The following is a 16,924-nucleotide window of genomic DNA, read 5'->3' as shown; positions in this document are numbered from 1 at the left end:
GCAAAGGGAGGTGTCGCTCCACCGCTTGATGACCCCGCGTGCGGGTGAGGTCCGAGCGGGCCGTGCGGGCCTGTCCGGTATCGTGCTGTGCGGGTCGGACGAGCCGGCCGACCGGCCGACGGCCGGAGACCGCAGGGGGTTCCGTGTGAATGCACCGCTCGTCGTCGTCATGGGCGTGTCCGGGTCCGGGAAGAGCACGACCGGAGTGCTGATCGCCGACCGGCTCGGGGTGCCCTTCGTCGACGCCGACGCCCTGCACCCGCTCGAGAACGTGCGGAAGATGGCCGCCGGCACGCCGCTCGAGGACCCCGACCGCTGGCCCTGGCTGGCCCTCGTGGGCAAAGCGCTGGCAGACGCCTCGGACACCGGGCTCGTGATGGCCTGTTCCGCCCTCCGACGGGTCTACCGGGAGGCGATCCTCGCGGAGGCGCCAGGGGTGCGGTTCGTGCTCCTCCACGGCTCGCGCGAGGTGCTCGGACGCCGGATGGAGGGCAGGAGCGGTCACTTCATGCCGCCGTCGCTCCTCGACTCCCAGTTCGCACTCCTCGAGGACCTGGACGCCGACGAGCCGGGGTTCGTCGTGGACGTCGACACCACCGTCGACGAGATCGTGGACGAGGCGGTCGCGGGCCTCAGCGCGGTGCGATAGACTCTCCCACTGAACTTCGGCGAGGGAAGCGGCCCGTGGCAGCTTCCGTGATCGACGCGGTGGTCTGGCTTCCGGCTTTTCCTCACGCAGATACGCGTTCGAGTTGACTCATCCATTCCGCCGCGCACCGTCGCGGCACGACCAACCGGGTGCAAGACCCGTGAGGAGAACATTATGTCCGATGACCTGAAGGTCACCGCGGAACTCCGCGAATCGTTCGGCAAGGGCGCAGCCCGCAAGCTCCGTGCCCTCGGCAAGATCCCGGCCGTGCTGTACGGCCACGGCACCGAGCCCGTGCACGTCTCGCTGCCCGGCCACCAGATGCTGCTCATCCTCCGCAAGTCCAACGCGGTGCTCGAGCTCGACATCGACGGCAAGGGCCAGCTCGCGCTGGTCAAGGACGTCCAGAAGGACCCCGTGCGCCAGATCATCGAGCACCTCGACCTCATCGTCGTCAAGAAGGGCGAGAAGGTCCAGGTCGACATCCCCGTGCACGTCGAGGGCGAGTCCGCCGCCGGCACCATCCTCAACCAGGACGCCACCACGGTGAGCCTCGAGGTCGAAGCGACCCACATCCCCGAGCGCGTCACCGTCAGCGTCGAGGGCCTCGAAGAGGGCGCCCAGATCCTGGCCGGCGACCTCGAGCTCCCGAAGGGCGCGTCGCTCATCACCGAGGCCGACGTCCTCATCGTCGCGATCGCCGTGCCGGCCGCTCCGGTGGACGAGGAGACGGAGGCCGCTGAGGCCGCTGCCGAGGAGACCGCAGCCGAGGCCGAGGCCGCCGAGTAGTCACCACTCCAGCAGACGAACCTGTCGCCCGCCCGCCCCGATAGTCTCGGAGTATGGCAGGCGGCAGGTTCGCTCGGTTTCTGGCCGGTCTCACCGGACGGGCCGAGGCGTTCGATCAGGAAGGCAGCATGGCTGCAGACACGTGGCTCATCGTCGGGCTCGGGAACCCGGGCGAGCAGTACGCCCGCAACCGGCACAACGTCGGGCAGATGGTCCTCGACGAGCTCGCGAAGCGCATCGGCGGGACCTTCAAGACCCACAAGGGCAACGCGCGCGTGGCTGAGGGGCGTCTCGTGCCCGGCGGCCCGAAACTCGTGCTCGGCAAGCCCAACAGCTACATGAACCTCTCCGGCGGCCCGACCGCTGCGCTCGCCCAGTTCTTCTCCGTCGACCCCGACCATGTCATCGCCGTCCACGACGAGCTCGACATCCCGTTCGACTCGATCAAGCTCAAGCAGGGTGGCGGGCACGGTGGGCACAACGGTGTCCGCGACATCGCCTCAGCGCTGAAGACCCCGGAATTCCTGCGGGTCCGGGTCGGAATCGGGAGGCCGCCGGGCCGTCAGGACGCCGCCGACTTCGTCCTCAAGGACTTCGCGGGAACGGAACGGGAGCAGCTCCCGATGCTGATTTCGGACGCTGCGGACGCGGTCGAACTCCTCGTGAACGAGGGCCTGTTGGCTGCACAGACCCGTTTCCACGGCGCCTGACGCCCGCTCAGCTGAGCGGTGAGCGGTCGCGTCGGGCCTGACGCGTGCTGGCGCCGACGAGCGTCGCGCCCACCAGGAGCAGCCCGCTGATGAGCAGTGCGGCTGAGCTGGGGACCTCGGCTCCCGTCCGGGCCAACGGAGCCTCCGGTTCGAGTGGAGCGAGCCCCCACACGATGCCGAGCGAGGTGTGGAGCGCCCCCGTCGAGACACGGGGTGCGTCCGGGAGCGGTAGGCGACCGGCGACGGCGGACGTCACCGACCCGGTGGGGGCGAGGTCCGACGCGCGCGAATACCCGGTCAGGACCGCCTCGAACGTGTGGGAGAACGAGCCGTGGTCGAGTGCGGTCGGTGTCAGGACGAGCGGCTCGGTGCTGGTGCAGACCGTCGAGGCACCAGGCTCGATGAACTCGCTGCTGCAGGTGAGGCGGGTGTCCGGCGTCTCCGCGAGGGTGATGTCGCCCAGCGCGTTCTCGCCGGTGTTGGTGACCGTCGCGATGACACGCAAGCGGTCACCAGGGTCGGTCGTGACGGTCTCGCCCTCGACCGGACCCCACGATCCGTCGGCACCCTGGATCTCGAGGTGGACGGTGCCCTCCACGGCCAGCGCGGGGACGAGCACGCGATAGGTGGTCTCGTCCGTGCTGCTGAGCCCCGCGGCGGTCTGCTCCACGCGGACGACCGCCTCGCCGGACTCGACGACATCGGTGCTTGCGCAACTCCAGCGGCCGGCCGGGTCCACGGTGGTCTCACACAGGGTGTGGCCCTCGCCGTCGCGCACGGTGACGTCGGCGCCCGGTTCGCCCGTTCCGGCGGAGGTCGGTCGTGAGGACTCCACGAGGGCGCCGGATGCCGGGCTCTCGATCACGACCCGGTCGATGGCGGTCAGGGCCGGCTGCGAGCCGAGGTCGAGCCCGCGGACGGCATCACCCGCCACGGCGACGGTCAGCAAGCCGCGAGCGACCGGTGTGACGTCGACCTCGATCGTGCACGACTCCTCGCCCGCCGTGAGGTCGCCCGTGAACGCGATGTCGGCCCCGGCCCCAGGAGCGGTCACCTCTGCTGTGCAGCTCGTGATCACTCGCGGATCGGCTGCGACCGCGAGTCCGCCGGGCAGGACCGTCTGCACGGACCAGCCGGCCTTCGCGGCGAGTTCCGGGGTGTTGCGCACGACGAAGCGGAGACGGACCGTCTCACCGACGACGGCGGTTTCCTGCGACACTGCGACGTCGAGGGTCGGCGTCACGTCGATGATGCGCAGATCGTCGAAGGCGTGGTCGTTGCCCGAGCCGCCGCCGTGTTCGTTGCGCATCACGACGCCGATCGATGTCGCGTCCACCAACATCGAGGCATCGGCGGTGAAGTGCCCGGCACGAGCGGAGACGCCGCCGTGGCTGAACGAATCGGCTCGGTCGTCCGTGCACGGGTCGATCGCCTGCTCGGACACCGGGTGTTCGAGGCCGTCGGGGGTCCGCAGCGCGAGCTGCAGCGCGGTCGGTACCGCTGCGAAGCAGTTCAGGGACGCGACGTTCACGGAGGCGGTCAGGAAGCGGTCGGAACCGGTCGCGAGGGGGATCGGCGTGGTCGTCTCCAGTTCGACCGCGCCGTCTGGACCGTTGGTCTGGGTGTAGGCCGCAACGGCGGAATTGGACCTCGGATCGGTGCCGTTGAGGATGCCCAGCACTCCGGCGAGGGCACGGACGTTCGCCATGGCGCTCGCGGCATCGAGGCAGTCGCCGGGCTCGGCGCCCGTCACCGAGGCGGACAGGATGAAGCCGTTGCATGCCGCTCGGTCCGTCCAGAAGTCGTCGGCGTCGAACCGCAGGTCCGAATGGCCCAGGTAATCGCGGATCGACATGGGCGTACCGGTGTCGGGTGCGCGTTCGAAGTCCTCGTGGGAGACCTCACCGCGTGGAGTGCCTGCTGCGTCAGTCGGTGGCCCGGAGGCCGCCGCCCCGGCCGGGGCCGGTTGGATCATCGAGAGGGTCCAACCGACTGCCAGCACGAGCGTCGTGGTCAGGATCGGACGGAGTGGGCTGGTCGAAACGCGCATGCAGCATCCCAGGAGATCATCGGATGGGGGAGGTCGCCAGCGTAGCAGTGCTGGTCTGCTGAGATATCAGACGATCGAGGGGTGAAAACCCGAAGAAGCGGACGCCGACGGCTCAGGCGCGCACGTACCGCGAGATCAGCAGCTCCTCGGCGCGCAGGAGGTGCTGCAACCGCATCGGTCGCGGTGCTTCGGACGCGGGACCCGCAGCGACCCGGACGCTCTCTCCGCCGACGAGCGCCGGACTGATCGTCAGGCAGAGTTCGTCGACGGCGTCGGCGGCGATGAATGAGCCGAAGAGCGCCGGCCCACCCTCGCACAGGATCTGCCGCAGGCCGCGGTCGGAGAGTGCCTGGACGACTCGCGCCGGTTCGACGTGTTCCTCGCCGCACGCGACCACGTCGGCGACCGCCTCGAGCGCCGCGCGCTTCGCGGGGTCGGCGCGGTCGGTCGTCACGACGAGCGGCCGGACCGGTGCCTGGGTGAAGACCTCCGACCGGAGGTCGAGGTCGAGCGAACCCGACACGATCGCGAACACCGGGTGCATGGGGAGGTCGTGCTCGTCGCGCCATGTCGCGGCGTCGACGTCGAGCCGCATGGCACCGTAGCCCTCGTCGCGCACGGTCCCGGCGCCGACGAGCACGACGTCGGAGAGTCGACGCAGGATGTCGAACACCGTCTTGTCGGCTGGGCCGCCGAGCCCCCCGGAGACGCCGTCGACGGTCGCCCCACCGTCCAGGCTCGTCACGAAGTTCACGCGGACGGTCGTGGCGGAGCGGTCCTCGACGGTGTAGGCCGCCACGAGCTCGTCGACCGACAGCGGTCGGTCCTGCGCGGGGACCAGGCTCGTGATGCTGGGGGTACTCATGTGACTCCTCGAGGGTTCCGGATCAGACGTTGTGGACGGGCGCCACCGGTGCGCGGAAGCCGAGGATCGCCTCGGTCATCCGCACGGCCGCGATCGACTCGGGCACGGCGTGCATCCGCACGATGCGGGCGCCGAGGAGGATGCACGCGGCAGCGGACACCAGGGAACCCTCGAGACGTTCCGACTTCGGCCGGTCGAGGGACTCGCCGATGAAGTCCTTGTTCGAGACCGCGGCGAGCGTCGGCAGCCCGAGCGCGGCGATCTCGTCGAACCGCCGGGTGAGTTCGAGCGTCTGCACGGTGTTCTTGTTGAGGTCGTGCCCGGGGTCGACGATGAGCCGCGACTCGGGGACGCCGTGCGAGAGCGCGAGCTCGACGCGGGCCGCGAGGAAGGCGGCGACCTCGCCGGCGACGTCGTCGTAGTGCGGGCGGGGATGCGGCTGCCTCGGCCTGGCCAGACTGTGCGTGATGACGAGGGTGGCCTCGCTCCCGGCGACGACGTCCGCGAGCGCGGGATCGTGGATCCCCGTGGTGTCGTTGATGACGGAGGCGCCCGCCGCGATGCAGGCCGCCGCCACCTCGGGCCGGAAGGTGTCGACGGAGATCACGACGTCGCTCCGTGCGGCGAGCGCCTCGACGACGGGGAGCACGCGGTGGATCTCCTCGGCGGTGGGGATCTCCGGCCCGGGGGCGAACTTGGCTCCGCCGATGTCGACCCAGTCGGCACCCTGTTCTGCGGCGGTCACGGCGGCGTCGACGGCTCGGTCGAGTGAGAACGTCGCGCCCTGGTCGAAGAAGGAGTCCGGGGTGCGGTTGATGATCGCCATGACCGCGACCTGCTTCGAGAAGTCGAACGTCCGCGCTCCGATCCGGCGGATCGGTTGGCGGATCGGGGGGAGCGGGAAGCCGCCGGTCCGTTCGGGGTGTCGGTCTGACCGGGGCTCCGTGCTCGTCATGGGTCAATCATGACGCGTCCGGCGCGAGAGGACGCCGCGTGACGCGTCGTCCGCAGCCGATTGACAGCGGTGGCCGGTGGGCGATGGGGTCATGGGTGTCGGTGGCTCGGCGTAGGCTGTCCCGGTGACGCTTCAGGGTTTGACTCACGCGCTTCGGCGCGCCGCAACGATCGACGATGCCCTCGCGTACGCGGGCAAGAGCGCTGATTTCTCCGTGATCGACGGGCTGCGTGCACCGCTCCTCGCGGCGCTCATGGACGAGCGCGGTCGGCAGGGTGCCGCCCAGGCGGCCCTCGTCGTCACCGCGACCGGCCGCGACTCCGAGCGCCTCCGCTCCGCGCTCAGCGACCTCATGCCCGAGGCCGAGATCGTCGAGTTCCCGGCCTGGGAGACCCTGCCGCACGAACGCCTCAGCCCGAGCGCCGAGATCGTCGGCCGACGCCTGGAGGCGCTGCGGCGGCTCGGCGCCTGGACAGGGGAGCGGCCGTTCCTCCTCGTCGCGTCGGTGCGCGCCGCGCTGCAGCCCGTGGCCGACAACCTCACCGAGACCGCTCCGATCGAGCTCGTCCAGGGCGGTCGCGGGCACGACCTCGCCGCGATCGCGCTGCGCCTCGTCGAACTCGCGTACACCCGGGTCGACATGGTCTCGCGGCGTGGTGAGTTCGCGTTGCGCGGTGGCATCCTCGACGTCTTCCCTCCGGTCGCCGACCACCCGTACCGGGTCGAGTTCTTCGGCGACGAGGTCGACGGCATCCGGGCGTTCTCGGTCGCCGACCAGCGATCGCTGCCCGAGCCGGTCGACGCGATCCGCCTGCCGCCGTCTCGGGAACTGCTCCTCAGCCCGGCCGTCCGGCAGCGCGCCGCGGAGATGCAGCACGAGTTCCCGAGCCTCACCGGCATCCTCGAGAAGATCGCGGAGGGCATCGCGGTGGAGGGCATGGAGTCCCTCTCCCCGGCCCTCGTCGACCGCCTCGTCCCGATCACCCACTATCTGCCGGATGGAGCAGCGGTCGCCGTCGTCTCGCCGGAACGCGTCGTCACGAGGTCGATCAGCCTCGCCGAGACGAACCGCGAATTCCTCGCCGCCGCATGGAGCGCCGCGACCGTCGGTGCGAACGCGCCGATCGACCTCGCCTCCGGCGACTTCATCTCGCTGGGCGCCCTGAAGGAGTCCGTCACCTTCAGCGCTCCCGGCCAGCCGGCACCCGACCACCCATGGTGGACGTTCAGCGGCTTCCGCGCCGGCCCCGACGTCGAGACGCTCCCGGAGCACCTCGAACTCGACGAGCTCCTCACCGTCACGGTCGACGGCGACACCGTGCCGAGCTTCCACGGCAATGTCGAGGGCGCCATCGAACACGTCGCCGACCGCATCCGCGAAGGGTGGACGGTCGTCGTCGCCGCCCGCGGGGTCGGTCTCGTCGAGCGCGCGGCGGACGTCCTCGCCGAGCACGAGATCGCCGCCCGCATGGTCGACGAGCTGCCGGCCGACCCGGAGCCCGGCGTCGCCTACCTGCTGCAGGCCGACGTCGAGGGCGGCTTCGAGCTCGAGACGTCGAAGCTCATGCTGCTCGGCGAGACCGAGTTCTACGGACGCACCGCGGGGTACGACTCGCGCCTGGTCAAGAAGCTCGCCACCCGACGCAAGAACGTCGTCGACCCGATGCAGCTCCGGTCCGGCGACTTCGTCGTGCACCAGACCCACGGCATCGGCAAGTTCGTCGAGATGACCCAGCGCGAGGTCTCGAGCGGCGGACGCAACCCGGTGAAGAGCACCCGCGAGTACCTCGTCCTCGAGTACGCACCCTCCAAGCGCGGCTACCCGGGCGACAAGCTGCTCGTCCCCACGGACCAGCTCGACCTCCTCACCCGCTACGTGGGCGGCGAGGCTCCGCAGCTCAGCAAGATGGGCGGCAGCGACTGGTCGCAGGCGAAGAGCAAGGCACGCAAGGCCGTCCGCGACATCGCCGTCGAGCTGGTCAAGCTCTACTCGGCGCGCATGGCGTCGAAGGGGCACGCCTTCGGCCCCGACACCCCGTGGCAGCGCGAGCTCGAGGAGGCGTTCCCGTTCGCGGAGACCCCCGACCAGCTGCAGACCATCGACGAGGTCAAGGCCGACATGGAGCGCGAGATCCCGATGGACCGCCTCCTCTCCGGCGACGTGGGGTTCGGGAAGACCGAGGTCGCGGTCCGTGCCGCGTTCAAGGCCGTCCAGGACGGCAAGCAGGTCGCGATGCTGGTGCCGACCACGCTGCTCGTCAAGCAGCACTTCGAGACCTTCCAGGAGCGGTTCGCCGGGTTCCCGGTACACCTGCGGCCGCTCAGCCGGTTCCAGTCCGACAAGGAGGCTCGGGAGGCGCTCGCCGGACTCGCCGACGGCACGGTCGACGTCATCATCGGGACGCACCGGCTCCTCACGGACAAGGTGCAGTTCAAGGACCTCGGTCTCGTGATCATCGACGAGGAGCAGCGGTTCGGTGTCGAGCACAAGGACGCCCTCAAGAAGTTGAAGACGAACGTCGACATCCTGGCCATGAGCGCGACCCCGATCCCGCGCACGCTCGAGATGGCGGTCACCGGCATCCGGGAGATGTCCACGCTCGCCACGCCACCGGAGGACCGCCACCCGATCCTGTCCTTCGTCGGTCCGTACAACGGCAAGCAGGTCGGTGCGGCGATCCGGCGCGAGCTCCTGCGCGAAGGCCAGATCTTCTTCGTGCACAACCGGGTCTCGTCCATCAGTCGGGTCGCGGCGGACCTCGCGGAGCTCGTCCCCGAGGCACGCATCGCCATCGCCCACGGGCAGCTCGGCGAGGCCGCGCTCGAACAGGTCGTGGTCGACTTCTGGGAGCGCCGCTTCGACGTCCTCGTCTGCACGACGATCATCGAGACCGGCCTCGACATCTCGAACGCCAACACGATCATCATCGACCGCGCCGACAAGTACGGCCTGAGCCAGCTGCACCAGCTGCGGGGTCGTGTCGGTCGAGGTCGTGAGCGCGCCTACGCCTACTTCCTCTACGACGAGCACAAGCCGCTCTCCGAGACCGCCCACGACCGGCTCTCGACCATCGCGGCCAACAACGAGCTCGGCAGCGGTATGCAGGTCGCCCTGAAGGACCTCGAGATCCGTGGCGCGGGCAACATGCTCGGCGGTGAGCAGGCAGGCCACATCGCGGGAGTGGGCTTCGACCTCTATCTCCGCATGATCGGCGAGGCCGTGTCCACCTTCCGCGGCGACGTCGCCGAGGGGCAGACCGAGCTCCGGCTCGAGCTACCCGTCGACGCACACATCCCCGAGGAGTACGTCGACAGTGAGCGGCTGCGGCTGGAGGCCTACCAGAAGCTGTCGGCCGCGTCCGGGCCGGCGGCGAAGGACGGTCAGATCGACCTCGTGATCGACGAACTCACCGATCGCTACGGTGAGCCGCCGGCACAGGTGAGCACCCTCATCGCGGTGTCGAGGCTCCGCCAGCGTGCGCAGCGCTCGGGACTCAGCGACCTCATCGCCGTCGGACCGAACCTGCGGGTGACCCCTGCCGACCTCCCCGACTCGATTCAGACGCGGTTGCGACGCATGTATCCCGGCGCGAAGTACCTGGCCCAGACGAACACCGTCATCGTGCCGTTGCCGCGCGTCGGCGACGAACCGCTGGCCGACACCGACCTCATCGCCTGGGTGCAGCAGTTCCTGAACGCGATCTACCCGCTGCCGGAGGGCTCGACGTCGTCCTAGCGGGCAGCAGGAGATGGGCCCGCGGGACGACAGCGTCGGTACCCGCGGCCAATCCGACAGCCGTCGTCCATCCCTAGCGTGGAGGGATGAAGAAGTTCCTCCGCATCGTCCTCACCGGGGTCGTGGCGCTCGTAGCGCTCGTGCTCGCCGGGCTCCTCACGACCACCATCGTCAACACCGCCGCATCGGCTGCTGAAGCCACGCGCATCGAGGAGTACGGGCAGCGGGTCGAGGTCGACGGCAAACGCATGAACGTGTCGGTGACGGGGGACGGTGACCAGACGATCGTCCTCCTGCCCGGCTTCGGCACCGGTTCGCCCGTGCTCGACTTCTCGCCGCTCGTCGGGGAGCTCTCGTCGTCGTACCGGGTGATCGTGGTCGAGCCCTTCGGTTACGGGCTGAGCGACCAGACCGACGTGCCGCGAACGACCGAGAACATCGTGTCCGAGATCCACGAGGCGGTCGCCGGGCTCGGCATCGACCGGTACGTGTTGATGGGGCACTCCATCGCGGGGATCTACGCGCTGGACTACGTCGAGCGGTTCCGCGACGAGGTGACGGCGTTCGTCGGTGTCGACAGCAGCGTGCCCGATCAGCCGGGCATGGACGCCGCGCTGCCGGTCGACGCCCTGCGTGCGGCGAAGGCGCTCGGCATCACCCGGGTCGTCACGGCGCTGTCGGGCGACCCGTACCCGGATCCGCCGTACGACCAGCACACGCGTGAGCAGCTCGGGATGATCTCGCTGCGCAACACCTCGAGTGCGACGTCCTCGGACGAGATGTCGCGCATCGCGGCGAACTTCCGAGCGGCGAAGGGGAAGACCTTCCCGGCAGACCTCCCGGTGCTGCTCTTCGCCCAGCGGGACAACCCGACGGTGGAGGGGTGGCTGCCGCTCCATGAGGAGCAGGCCGCGACCGTCGACCGAGGCGAGGTCGTGCCGCTCGACGCCGACCACTACCTGCACCACACGACGTCCCGCGAGATCGCGGCGGACGTCGACCGCTTCCTCACGACTCCGGGCATCGGGTAGCCGGTCGACGGGCCCGGCCGTCGGCCTGCGGACGGACGTATGCTGGTGCCCACGATCCCGTCGAGTCGGAGGAACCCATGGCGACCAGCATCCGGACGAAGCAGGAGCCGAAGATGGTCGTGGCCGACGCCGTGGCCCGGCTCCGACAGACCTTCGACCGCGGCACCACGAAGCCCGTGGCCTGGCGGCTCCGTCAACTCCGAGCGCTGAAGCAACTGCTCCTCGAACGGGGTGGCGAGCTCGAGCGGGCGCTGACGACCGACTTGGGCAAGAGCGGCACCGAGGCGCAGATCACCGAGATCGGCCTCCTCGTCGGCGAGATCGATCACACGCTGAAACACCTCAAGCGCTGGGTGCGGCCTCGACGCGTCGCGGTGCCGCTCACCCTCGCCCCGGCGTCGGCATCGGTCGTGGCGGAACCGGTCGGCGTCGTCCTCGTCATCGGCCCGTGGAACTATCCGGTCCAGCTCTGCATCGGTCCCGTCATCGGGGCGCTCGCCGCGGGTGACGCCGTCCTGCTGAAGCCCAGCGAGCTCGCCCCCGCCACGAGCGCCGCACTCGCGCGCCTCCTCCCGGAGTACCTCGACGACCGTGCCGTCGCGGTCGTCGAGGGCGATGCGGCGGTCGCCACCGCCCTCCTCGCCGAGCGGTTCGACCACATCTTCTACACGGGTGGCGCCGCCGTCGGCAAGGTCGTCGCCCGGGCCGCGGCGGAGCATCTGACCCCCATCACCCTGGAACTCGGCGGGAAGTCGCCGGTGTACGTCGACGACACCGTCGACCTCGCGGATGCGGCCCGCCGGATCGTCTGGGGCAAGCTCATGAACGCCGGCCAGACCTGTGTCGCCCCCGACTACCTGCTCGCGACGCGGTCGGTCGCCGATCGGCTCGTCCCATACCTGCGCGACGCGATCGCAGCGCTCTACGGCCCGGACCCCGCAGAAAGTGCCGACTACGGCCGCATCATCTCCGACAAGCACTTCGCCCGGGTCAGCGGTCTGCTCGACGGTCTCGAACCGGCCCTCGGCGGCGGGGTCGACGCCTCGGAACGGTACATCGCCCCGACGGTCGTGAACGGCGTCGACGCTTCGGCGTCGATCATGCAGGAGGAGATCTTCGGTCCGATCCTGCCGATCCTCCACGTGTCCGGGCTCGAACAGGCCATCGCGCACATCCGGGCGGGGGAGAAACCGCTCGCGCTCTACGTCTTCAGCGACGACCGCGCCACGCGGAAGCGGTTCACGCGCGACACCTCCTCTGGCGCGTTGGCGTTCGGCGTGCCGGCCGCCCACCTCCTCGTGCCGGGTCTGCCGTTCGGCGGTGTCGGGGCCAGCGGGATGGGCGCGTATCATGGTCGCCATTCCTTCGACACGTTCAGTCACGCGAAGGCGGTGTTCTCCAAGCCGCTGTCCCCGGACACGCTGTCGCTCGTCTACCCGCCCTTCACCGAAGCGCGCGACCGGATCGCGCGACTGATCTCGAAGACCGGCAGCACCGACGGCAGCCGCCCGTGGGGAGCCCGTCGGTGAGCAGCGAGCCCGTCGGCGATACCTCCGCTGAGCGCCTCGTCGACGCCATGCGGCAGATCCGTGACCGCTGTGTGTGGACGCAGGGCATCGACCACGACATGCTCGTGCCGTACCTCATCGAGGAGAGCTACGAGCTCGTCGAAGCGGTCGAGGCCGGGACGCGCGACGAACTCGTCGAGGAACTCGGCGACGTGCTGTGGCAGGTCGTCTTCCATGCGGAGATCGCATCCCGTGACGCCGATGCACCGTTCGACTTCGACGACGTCGCCGAGGCCGTCACCCGCAAGATGGTCCACCGTCATCCGCACGTGTTCGGCGACGAAGCAGCGCCGACCCCGGAGGACGTGGTGCGCGTCTGGAACGCCGCGAAGGCCGAGGAGAAGGCGAAGCGCAGCAGCGCGCTCGAGGGGATCCCGCAGGGGATGCCGTCGCTCGCCCTCGCCGACAAGGTGCTCGGCAGGGCCGTGCCGCTCGGAGTCGGACCGATGGCCGTCGCCGATGTCGTCGACGACGAGGACGCCCTGGGGGAGCAGCTCCTCGCCGTGGTCGCTGCAGCACGGGCGAACGGGCTCGACGCGGAACGGGCGCTCCGGGGTGCCGTCCGTCGGTTGAGCGCGCGGGTGCGGGACGCCGAGCGTCCGGTGGCGTCACCGACCGACGACTGAGCGAGGTTCGTCGGGCGCCTGCTCACGGTGCCCGTTCCCCGTCATGCCAGAATTGAGGCATGGCAGCTCCAGTGAACCCGCCGCGCGGCATGCGCGATTTCCTCCCCGCCGACAAGGCCCGCCGGGAGCACGCGCTGGGCACCATCCGTCGCGTCTTCACCGCGCATGGCTTCGACGAGATCGAGACGCCCGTGGTGGAGGAGTACGAGCGGCTGCACTCGGGGCTCGGCGGCGACAACGAGAAGATGGCGTTCAACATCCTCCGGCGGAAGCTCACCCCGGAGGCCATCGTGGCCGCAGCGGACAACCAGACCGAACTCACCGACCTCGGCCTGCGCTTCGACCTCACCGTGCCGCTCGCCCGGTTCTACGCGACGCACCGGGCCGAGCTCCCGCCGGTGTTCCGCTCGATCCAGATCGCGCCGGTCTGGCGCGGCGAACGGCCGCAGCAGGGCCGGTACCGCCAGTTCGTGCAGTGCGACATCGACATCATCGGAGAGTCGTCGAACCTCGCGGAGACCGAGCTCATCATCGCGACCCTCGGGGCCCTCGCCGAGCTCGGCATCACCGGCTGCAGCGTGCGGATCAACGACCGCCGACTCCTCATCGGGATGCTCGAATCGCTGGGCTTCCCCGCCGATGAGCACGCACAGGTGCTCATCACGATCGACAAGCTCGACAAGATCGGTCAGCAGGGCGTGGTCGCCGAACTGCGCGACCGTGGCGTCGACGCCACCGCCGTCGACGCACTCGAGGCCTTCTTCTCCCGTCCGCAGACGATGGAGTTCAACACCTTCGGTGAGCGGGCGATCCGCAAGGCGCTGCCGCTCGGTGCCGATGACGCCGTCGTCGCGGAGCTCGACGCGCTCGGGAAGGGCGTCGCCGCGGCGACCTCCCTCCAAGGTCAGCCGGCCGACCCCTTCGCGAACCCGCTGGTGTTCGACCCCTTCCTGGTGCGGGGCATGGGGTACTACACGGGCGCCATCTTCGAGATCGCGCACCCCGACCTCGGGTACTCGCTCGGCGGCGGTGGTCGCTACGACGGCATGATCGGGCGTTTCCTCGGCCAGGACGTGCCGGCGGTCGGATTCTCGATCGGCTTCGAGCGCATCGTCGACCTCATCGAGCTCCCCGCCGGAGCGGCCGCGGATGCCGTCGTGCTCGTGCACGACCGCGACGTGCCGCCGGTGACGCTGGTCGCGTTGAAGGCCAAGCTCGTCACCCAGGGGCGTCGGGTGCGCCTCGAAGCCCGCGTGAAGAACCTCAAGGCCCTCCTCGACCGCGTGTCGGCAGCCGGCTTCGGCGCCTTCGCGTTCGTCTCGGCCGACTCGACGCTCGAGTCGCTCGAGTTCAAATCGCTCGACTGACGATTCCCGCGTCCGCTTCCCGATCCTCGGCGCGCTTCCGAGCGGCTGCCCAGCTCGTCGGTGCAGGATGGAGCATTCGGCCGGATCGCCGCCCTCGAGCGATCCGACCGCTCTGCCCCCGATCGAAGAACTGGTTCCCCGATGAGCGTCATGGCCCCTGCAGCGCGCCCGCAGCGCGCCCAGGAGGCGACCGGCCCCACGCGCCGCCGGGTGAGCCTCGTGCGGCGCCGGGCGACGACGCTCGCGCTGGCCGTCGGCGTCCCGCTCGCCCTGCTGACGGCCGCCCACGCCCTCGTCCCCGACATCCTCGGCCTCGGGCTCGTCTGGGACAACGCCCTGCCGTGGACGTGGGTCCTGCTGCCGGTGCTCTTCCTCGTCCTCCTCGTCGCCCGCACGCCGGGCGCCGTCATCGGTCTCCTCGCGCCGACGCTCGTCTGGGCCTTCCTGTTCGGCCCCGGCGTCGTCCCCATGGGCGACGGGCGCTCGGCGGTCCCGGCCGAGGCCTCCCTCACGGTCGCCAGCCAGAACCTCGGGCCGGAGGGCGACCCCGCGGTCATCGCGGGTTCCCTCCAGGCGAGCGGTGCGGATCTCATCGCGCTCCAGGAGATCGAGGACCACGACCGCGAACCACTCGCCGAGACGCTCGACGAGCAGTACCCGTACTCCGTGCTCACGGGGACGGTGGGTCTCTGGAGCCGCTATCCGATCGCCGACTCGGTCGGGCTGAAGCTCGGCCTCGACTGGTACCGGGCGATCAACGCCGTCGTCGACACCCCGTCCGGGGCCGTGAGCGTCTACGTGATCCACGCCGACTCCGCGCGTCCGGGTGCGCACGCCGAACGGGACGTGATGCTCGCGGAGTTGGCCGAAACCGTCGCGGCGAACACCCGCGATCGGATCGTCGTCATGGGCGACTTCAACGCCTCCGCCTCCGACCGGGCGCTCGCCGCGCTCCAGAGCGAGGTGTCTGAGCCCAACCAGAGTGAGGGCGGCTTCGGACTCACCTGGCCGGCCGGGACACCGCTCATGCGACTCGACCACGTCTTCGTCCGCGGCATGACCGCGACCCACAACGCCGTCGGCGACGCCGAGGGCAGCGACCACCACGGCATCGTGTCGAGCTACCGGCTCGACCGCTGACCGCGCGCCTCGCGCGATGATCCGCGGCTCTGCGCCCGTTCAGCCGATGTCACTAGACTGAGCGCGGGCGGCCGTCGTACCCGTCCCACGTCCCAATCCCCACAAGGAGAACATCAGTGGCACTCATCGAGGCAGTAGGCGCTCGCGAAATTCTCGACTCCCGAGGCAACCCGACCGTCGAGGTCGAGGTGCTCCTGGAAGACGGCACGGTCAGTCGTGCAGCAGTCCCGTCCGGCGCATCGACCGGTGCGTTCGAAGCGTACGAGCTGCGTGACGGCGATGCCGCGCGTTACCTCGGCAAGGGTGTCGAGAAGGCGGTCGACGCCGTCCTCGACGAGATCGGCCCGGCACTCGAGGGCATCGAGGCGGACGACCAGCGCCTCGTCGACCACACCATGATCGAGCTCGACGGCACCGAGAACAAGAGCCGCCTGGGCGCGAACGCGATCCTCGGTGCGAGCCTCGCGGTCGCCCGTGCCGCTGCGGACTCCGCAGACCTGTCGCTCTACCGCTACGTCGGCGGCGCCAACGCCCACGTCCTCCCGGTCCCGATGATGAACATCATCAACGGTGGCTCGCACGCCGACACCGGCGTCGACATCCAGGAGTTCATGATCCTCCCGATCGGGGCTCCGAGCTTCCGTGAGGCGCTCCGCTGGGGCACCGAGACGTACCACACGCTCAAGGGCCTGCTGAAGTCGAAGGGCTTCGCGACCGGCCTCGGCGACGAGGGTGGCTTCGCCCCCGACTTCGAGCACAACCGTGCGGCCCTCGACTTCATCGTCGAGGCCATCGAAAAGGCCGGCTTCACGGTCGGAACCGACATCGCGCTCGGCCTCGACGTCGCCTCCAGCGAGTTCTACAAGGACGGCGCGTACCAGTTCGAGGGCAAGGCGCTCGACAGCACCGAGATGACCGCGTACTACGCCGACCTCGTCGCGAACTACCCGCTCATCACCATCGAGGACCCGCTGGCCGAGGACGACTGGGCAGGCTACGCCCACCTCACCCCCGAGCTCGGCTCCAAGGTCCAGATCGTCGGCGACGACCTGTTCGTCACGAACCCGAAGCGTCTCGCCGACGGCATCGCCAAGGGAGCGGCGAACTCGCTGCTCGTCAAGGTCAACCAGATCGGGACGCTCACCGAGACGCTCGACGCGGTCTCCCTCGCTCAGCGCTCCGGCTACACGACGATCCTGTCGCACCGCTCCGGCGAGACCGAGGACACGACGATCGCCGACCTCGCGGTCGCGACGAACGCGGGCCAGATCAAGACCGGTGCGCCTGCGCGCAGCGAGCGGGTCGCGAAGTACAATCAGTTGCTGAGGATCGAAGAGGAGCTGGGCCAGGCAGCCGTCTACGCCGGCCGCAGCGCCTTCCCCCGGTTCACCGCCTAAGCATCGTCACCTGAAGGCTCTCAGGGGTGCCGATCGGCACC

The 16,924-nt window shown here is 69.9% G+C and carries 13 protein-coding genes; 10 read left to right on the top strand and 3 right to left on the bottom strand.

The window, feature by feature from the left end; translation table 11 throughout:
* The first annotated feature begins 145 nt into the window (after window positions 1-145).
* From AC4PMY_RS02610 to pth, 3 genes are all read left to right on the top strand, one after another.
* Complete coding sequence (locus AC4PMY_RS02610; protein WP_491621928.1) at window positions 146-649, top strand: gluconokinase; 504 nt, start codon at window positions 146-148, stop codon at window positions 647-649.
* A 174-nt stretch (window positions 650-823) separates the two neighbouring features.
* A complete protein-coding gene (locus tag AC4PMY_RS02605) occupies window positions 824-1,438 on the top strand; it encodes a 50S ribosomal protein L25/general stress protein Ctc (RefSeq protein WP_064296478.1) in 615 nt (204 codons plus the stop codon).
* A gap of 128 nt (window positions 1,439-1,566) precedes the next feature.
* Window positions 1,567-2,148, top strand: coding sequence for an aminoacyl-tRNA hydrolase (pth, locus tag AC4PMY_RS02600; RefSeq protein ID WP_064296582.1), 582 nt, complete (start codon window positions 1,567-1,569; stop codon window positions 2,146-2,148).
* Between the two features lie 7 nt (window positions 2,149-2,155).
* Here the strand turns inward: pth and AC4PMY_RS02595 are convergent, their stop codons facing one another.
* The 3 genes from AC4PMY_RS02595 to folP form a co-directional block, all read right to left on the bottom strand.
* On the bottom strand, window positions 2,156-4,198 hold the full coding sequence (locus AC4PMY_RS02595) for a DUF7933 domain-containing protein (RefSeq protein ID WP_491621927.1): 2,043 nt from the start codon (window positions 4,196-4,198) through the stop codon (window positions 2,156-2,158).
* A gap of 112 nt (window positions 4,199-4,310) precedes the next feature.
* The gene (locus tag AC4PMY_RS02590) at window positions 4,311-5,063 is read right to left on the bottom strand and encodes a pyrimidine reductase family protein (protein ID WP_491621926.1); all 753 of its coding nucleotides are present in this window, start codon (window positions 5,061-5,063) and stop codon (window positions 4,311-4,313) included.
* A gap of 22 nt (window positions 5,064-5,085) precedes the next feature.
* The gene (gene folP, locus AC4PMY_RS02585; RefSeq protein ID WP_491621925.1) at window positions 5,086-6,018 is read right to left on the bottom strand and encodes a dihydropteroate synthase; all 933 of its coding nucleotides are present in this window, start codon (window positions 6,016-6,018) and stop codon (window positions 5,086-5,088) included.
* 124 nt (window positions 6,019-6,142) lie between these two features.
* Between folP and mfd the strand changes: the two genes are divergently transcribed.
* From mfd to eno, 7 genes are all read left to right on the top strand, one after another.
* The gene (gene mfd / locus AC4PMY_RS02580; RefSeq protein ID WP_079002000.1) at window positions 6,143-9,754 is read left to right on the top strand and encodes a transcription-repair coupling factor; all 3,612 of its coding nucleotides are present in this window, start codon (window positions 6,143-6,145) and stop codon (window positions 9,752-9,754) included.
* Window positions 9,755-9,840: 86 nt separating this feature from the next.
* Entirely contained in the window at window positions 9,841-10,785 is a 945-nt protein-coding gene (locus tag AC4PMY_RS02575) for an alpha/beta fold hydrolase (protein WP_491621924.1), read from the top strand.
* 77 nt (window positions 10,786-10,862) lie between these two features.
* Complete coding sequence (locus tag AC4PMY_RS02570; RefSeq protein WP_491621923.1) at window positions 10,863-12,314, top strand: aldehyde dehydrogenase family protein; 1,452 nt, start codon at window positions 10,863-10,865, stop codon at window positions 12,312-12,314.
* Complete coding sequence (locus AC4PMY_RS02565; protein WP_231884408.1) at window positions 12,311-12,979, top strand: nucleoside triphosphate pyrophosphohydrolase; 669 nt, start codon at window positions 12,311-12,313, stop codon at window positions 12,977-12,979. The genes AC4PMY_RS02570 and AC4PMY_RS02565 overlap by 4 nt, the downstream gene beginning before the upstream one ends.
* Window positions 12,980-13,038: 59 nt before the next feature.
* Window positions 13,039-14,346, top strand: a complete 1,308-nt coding sequence (gene hisS, locus AC4PMY_RS02560; RefSeq protein ID WP_491621922.1) for a histidine--tRNA ligase — start codon at window positions 13,039-13,041, stop codon at window positions 14,344-14,346.
* Window positions 14,347-14,496: 150 nt separating this feature from the next.
* Window positions 14,497-15,486, top strand: coding sequence for an endonuclease/exonuclease/phosphatase family protein (locus tag AC4PMY_RS02555; RefSeq protein ID WP_491621921.1), 990 nt, complete (start codon window positions 14,497-14,499; stop codon window positions 15,484-15,486).
* A gap of 116 nt (window positions 15,487-15,602) precedes the next feature.
* Complete coding sequence (gene eno, locus AC4PMY_RS02550) at window positions 15,603-16,883, top strand: phosphopyruvate hydratase (protein ID WP_064296470.1); 1,281 nt, start codon at window positions 15,603-15,605, stop codon at window positions 16,881-16,883.
* The last annotated feature ends 41 nt before the right edge of the window (window positions 16,884-16,924 follow it).

This window comes from Plantibacter sp. MDV22-iso1 (genome assembly GCF_058408345.1).
This window is presented reverse-complemented; position numbering and strand designations above follow the sequence as displayed.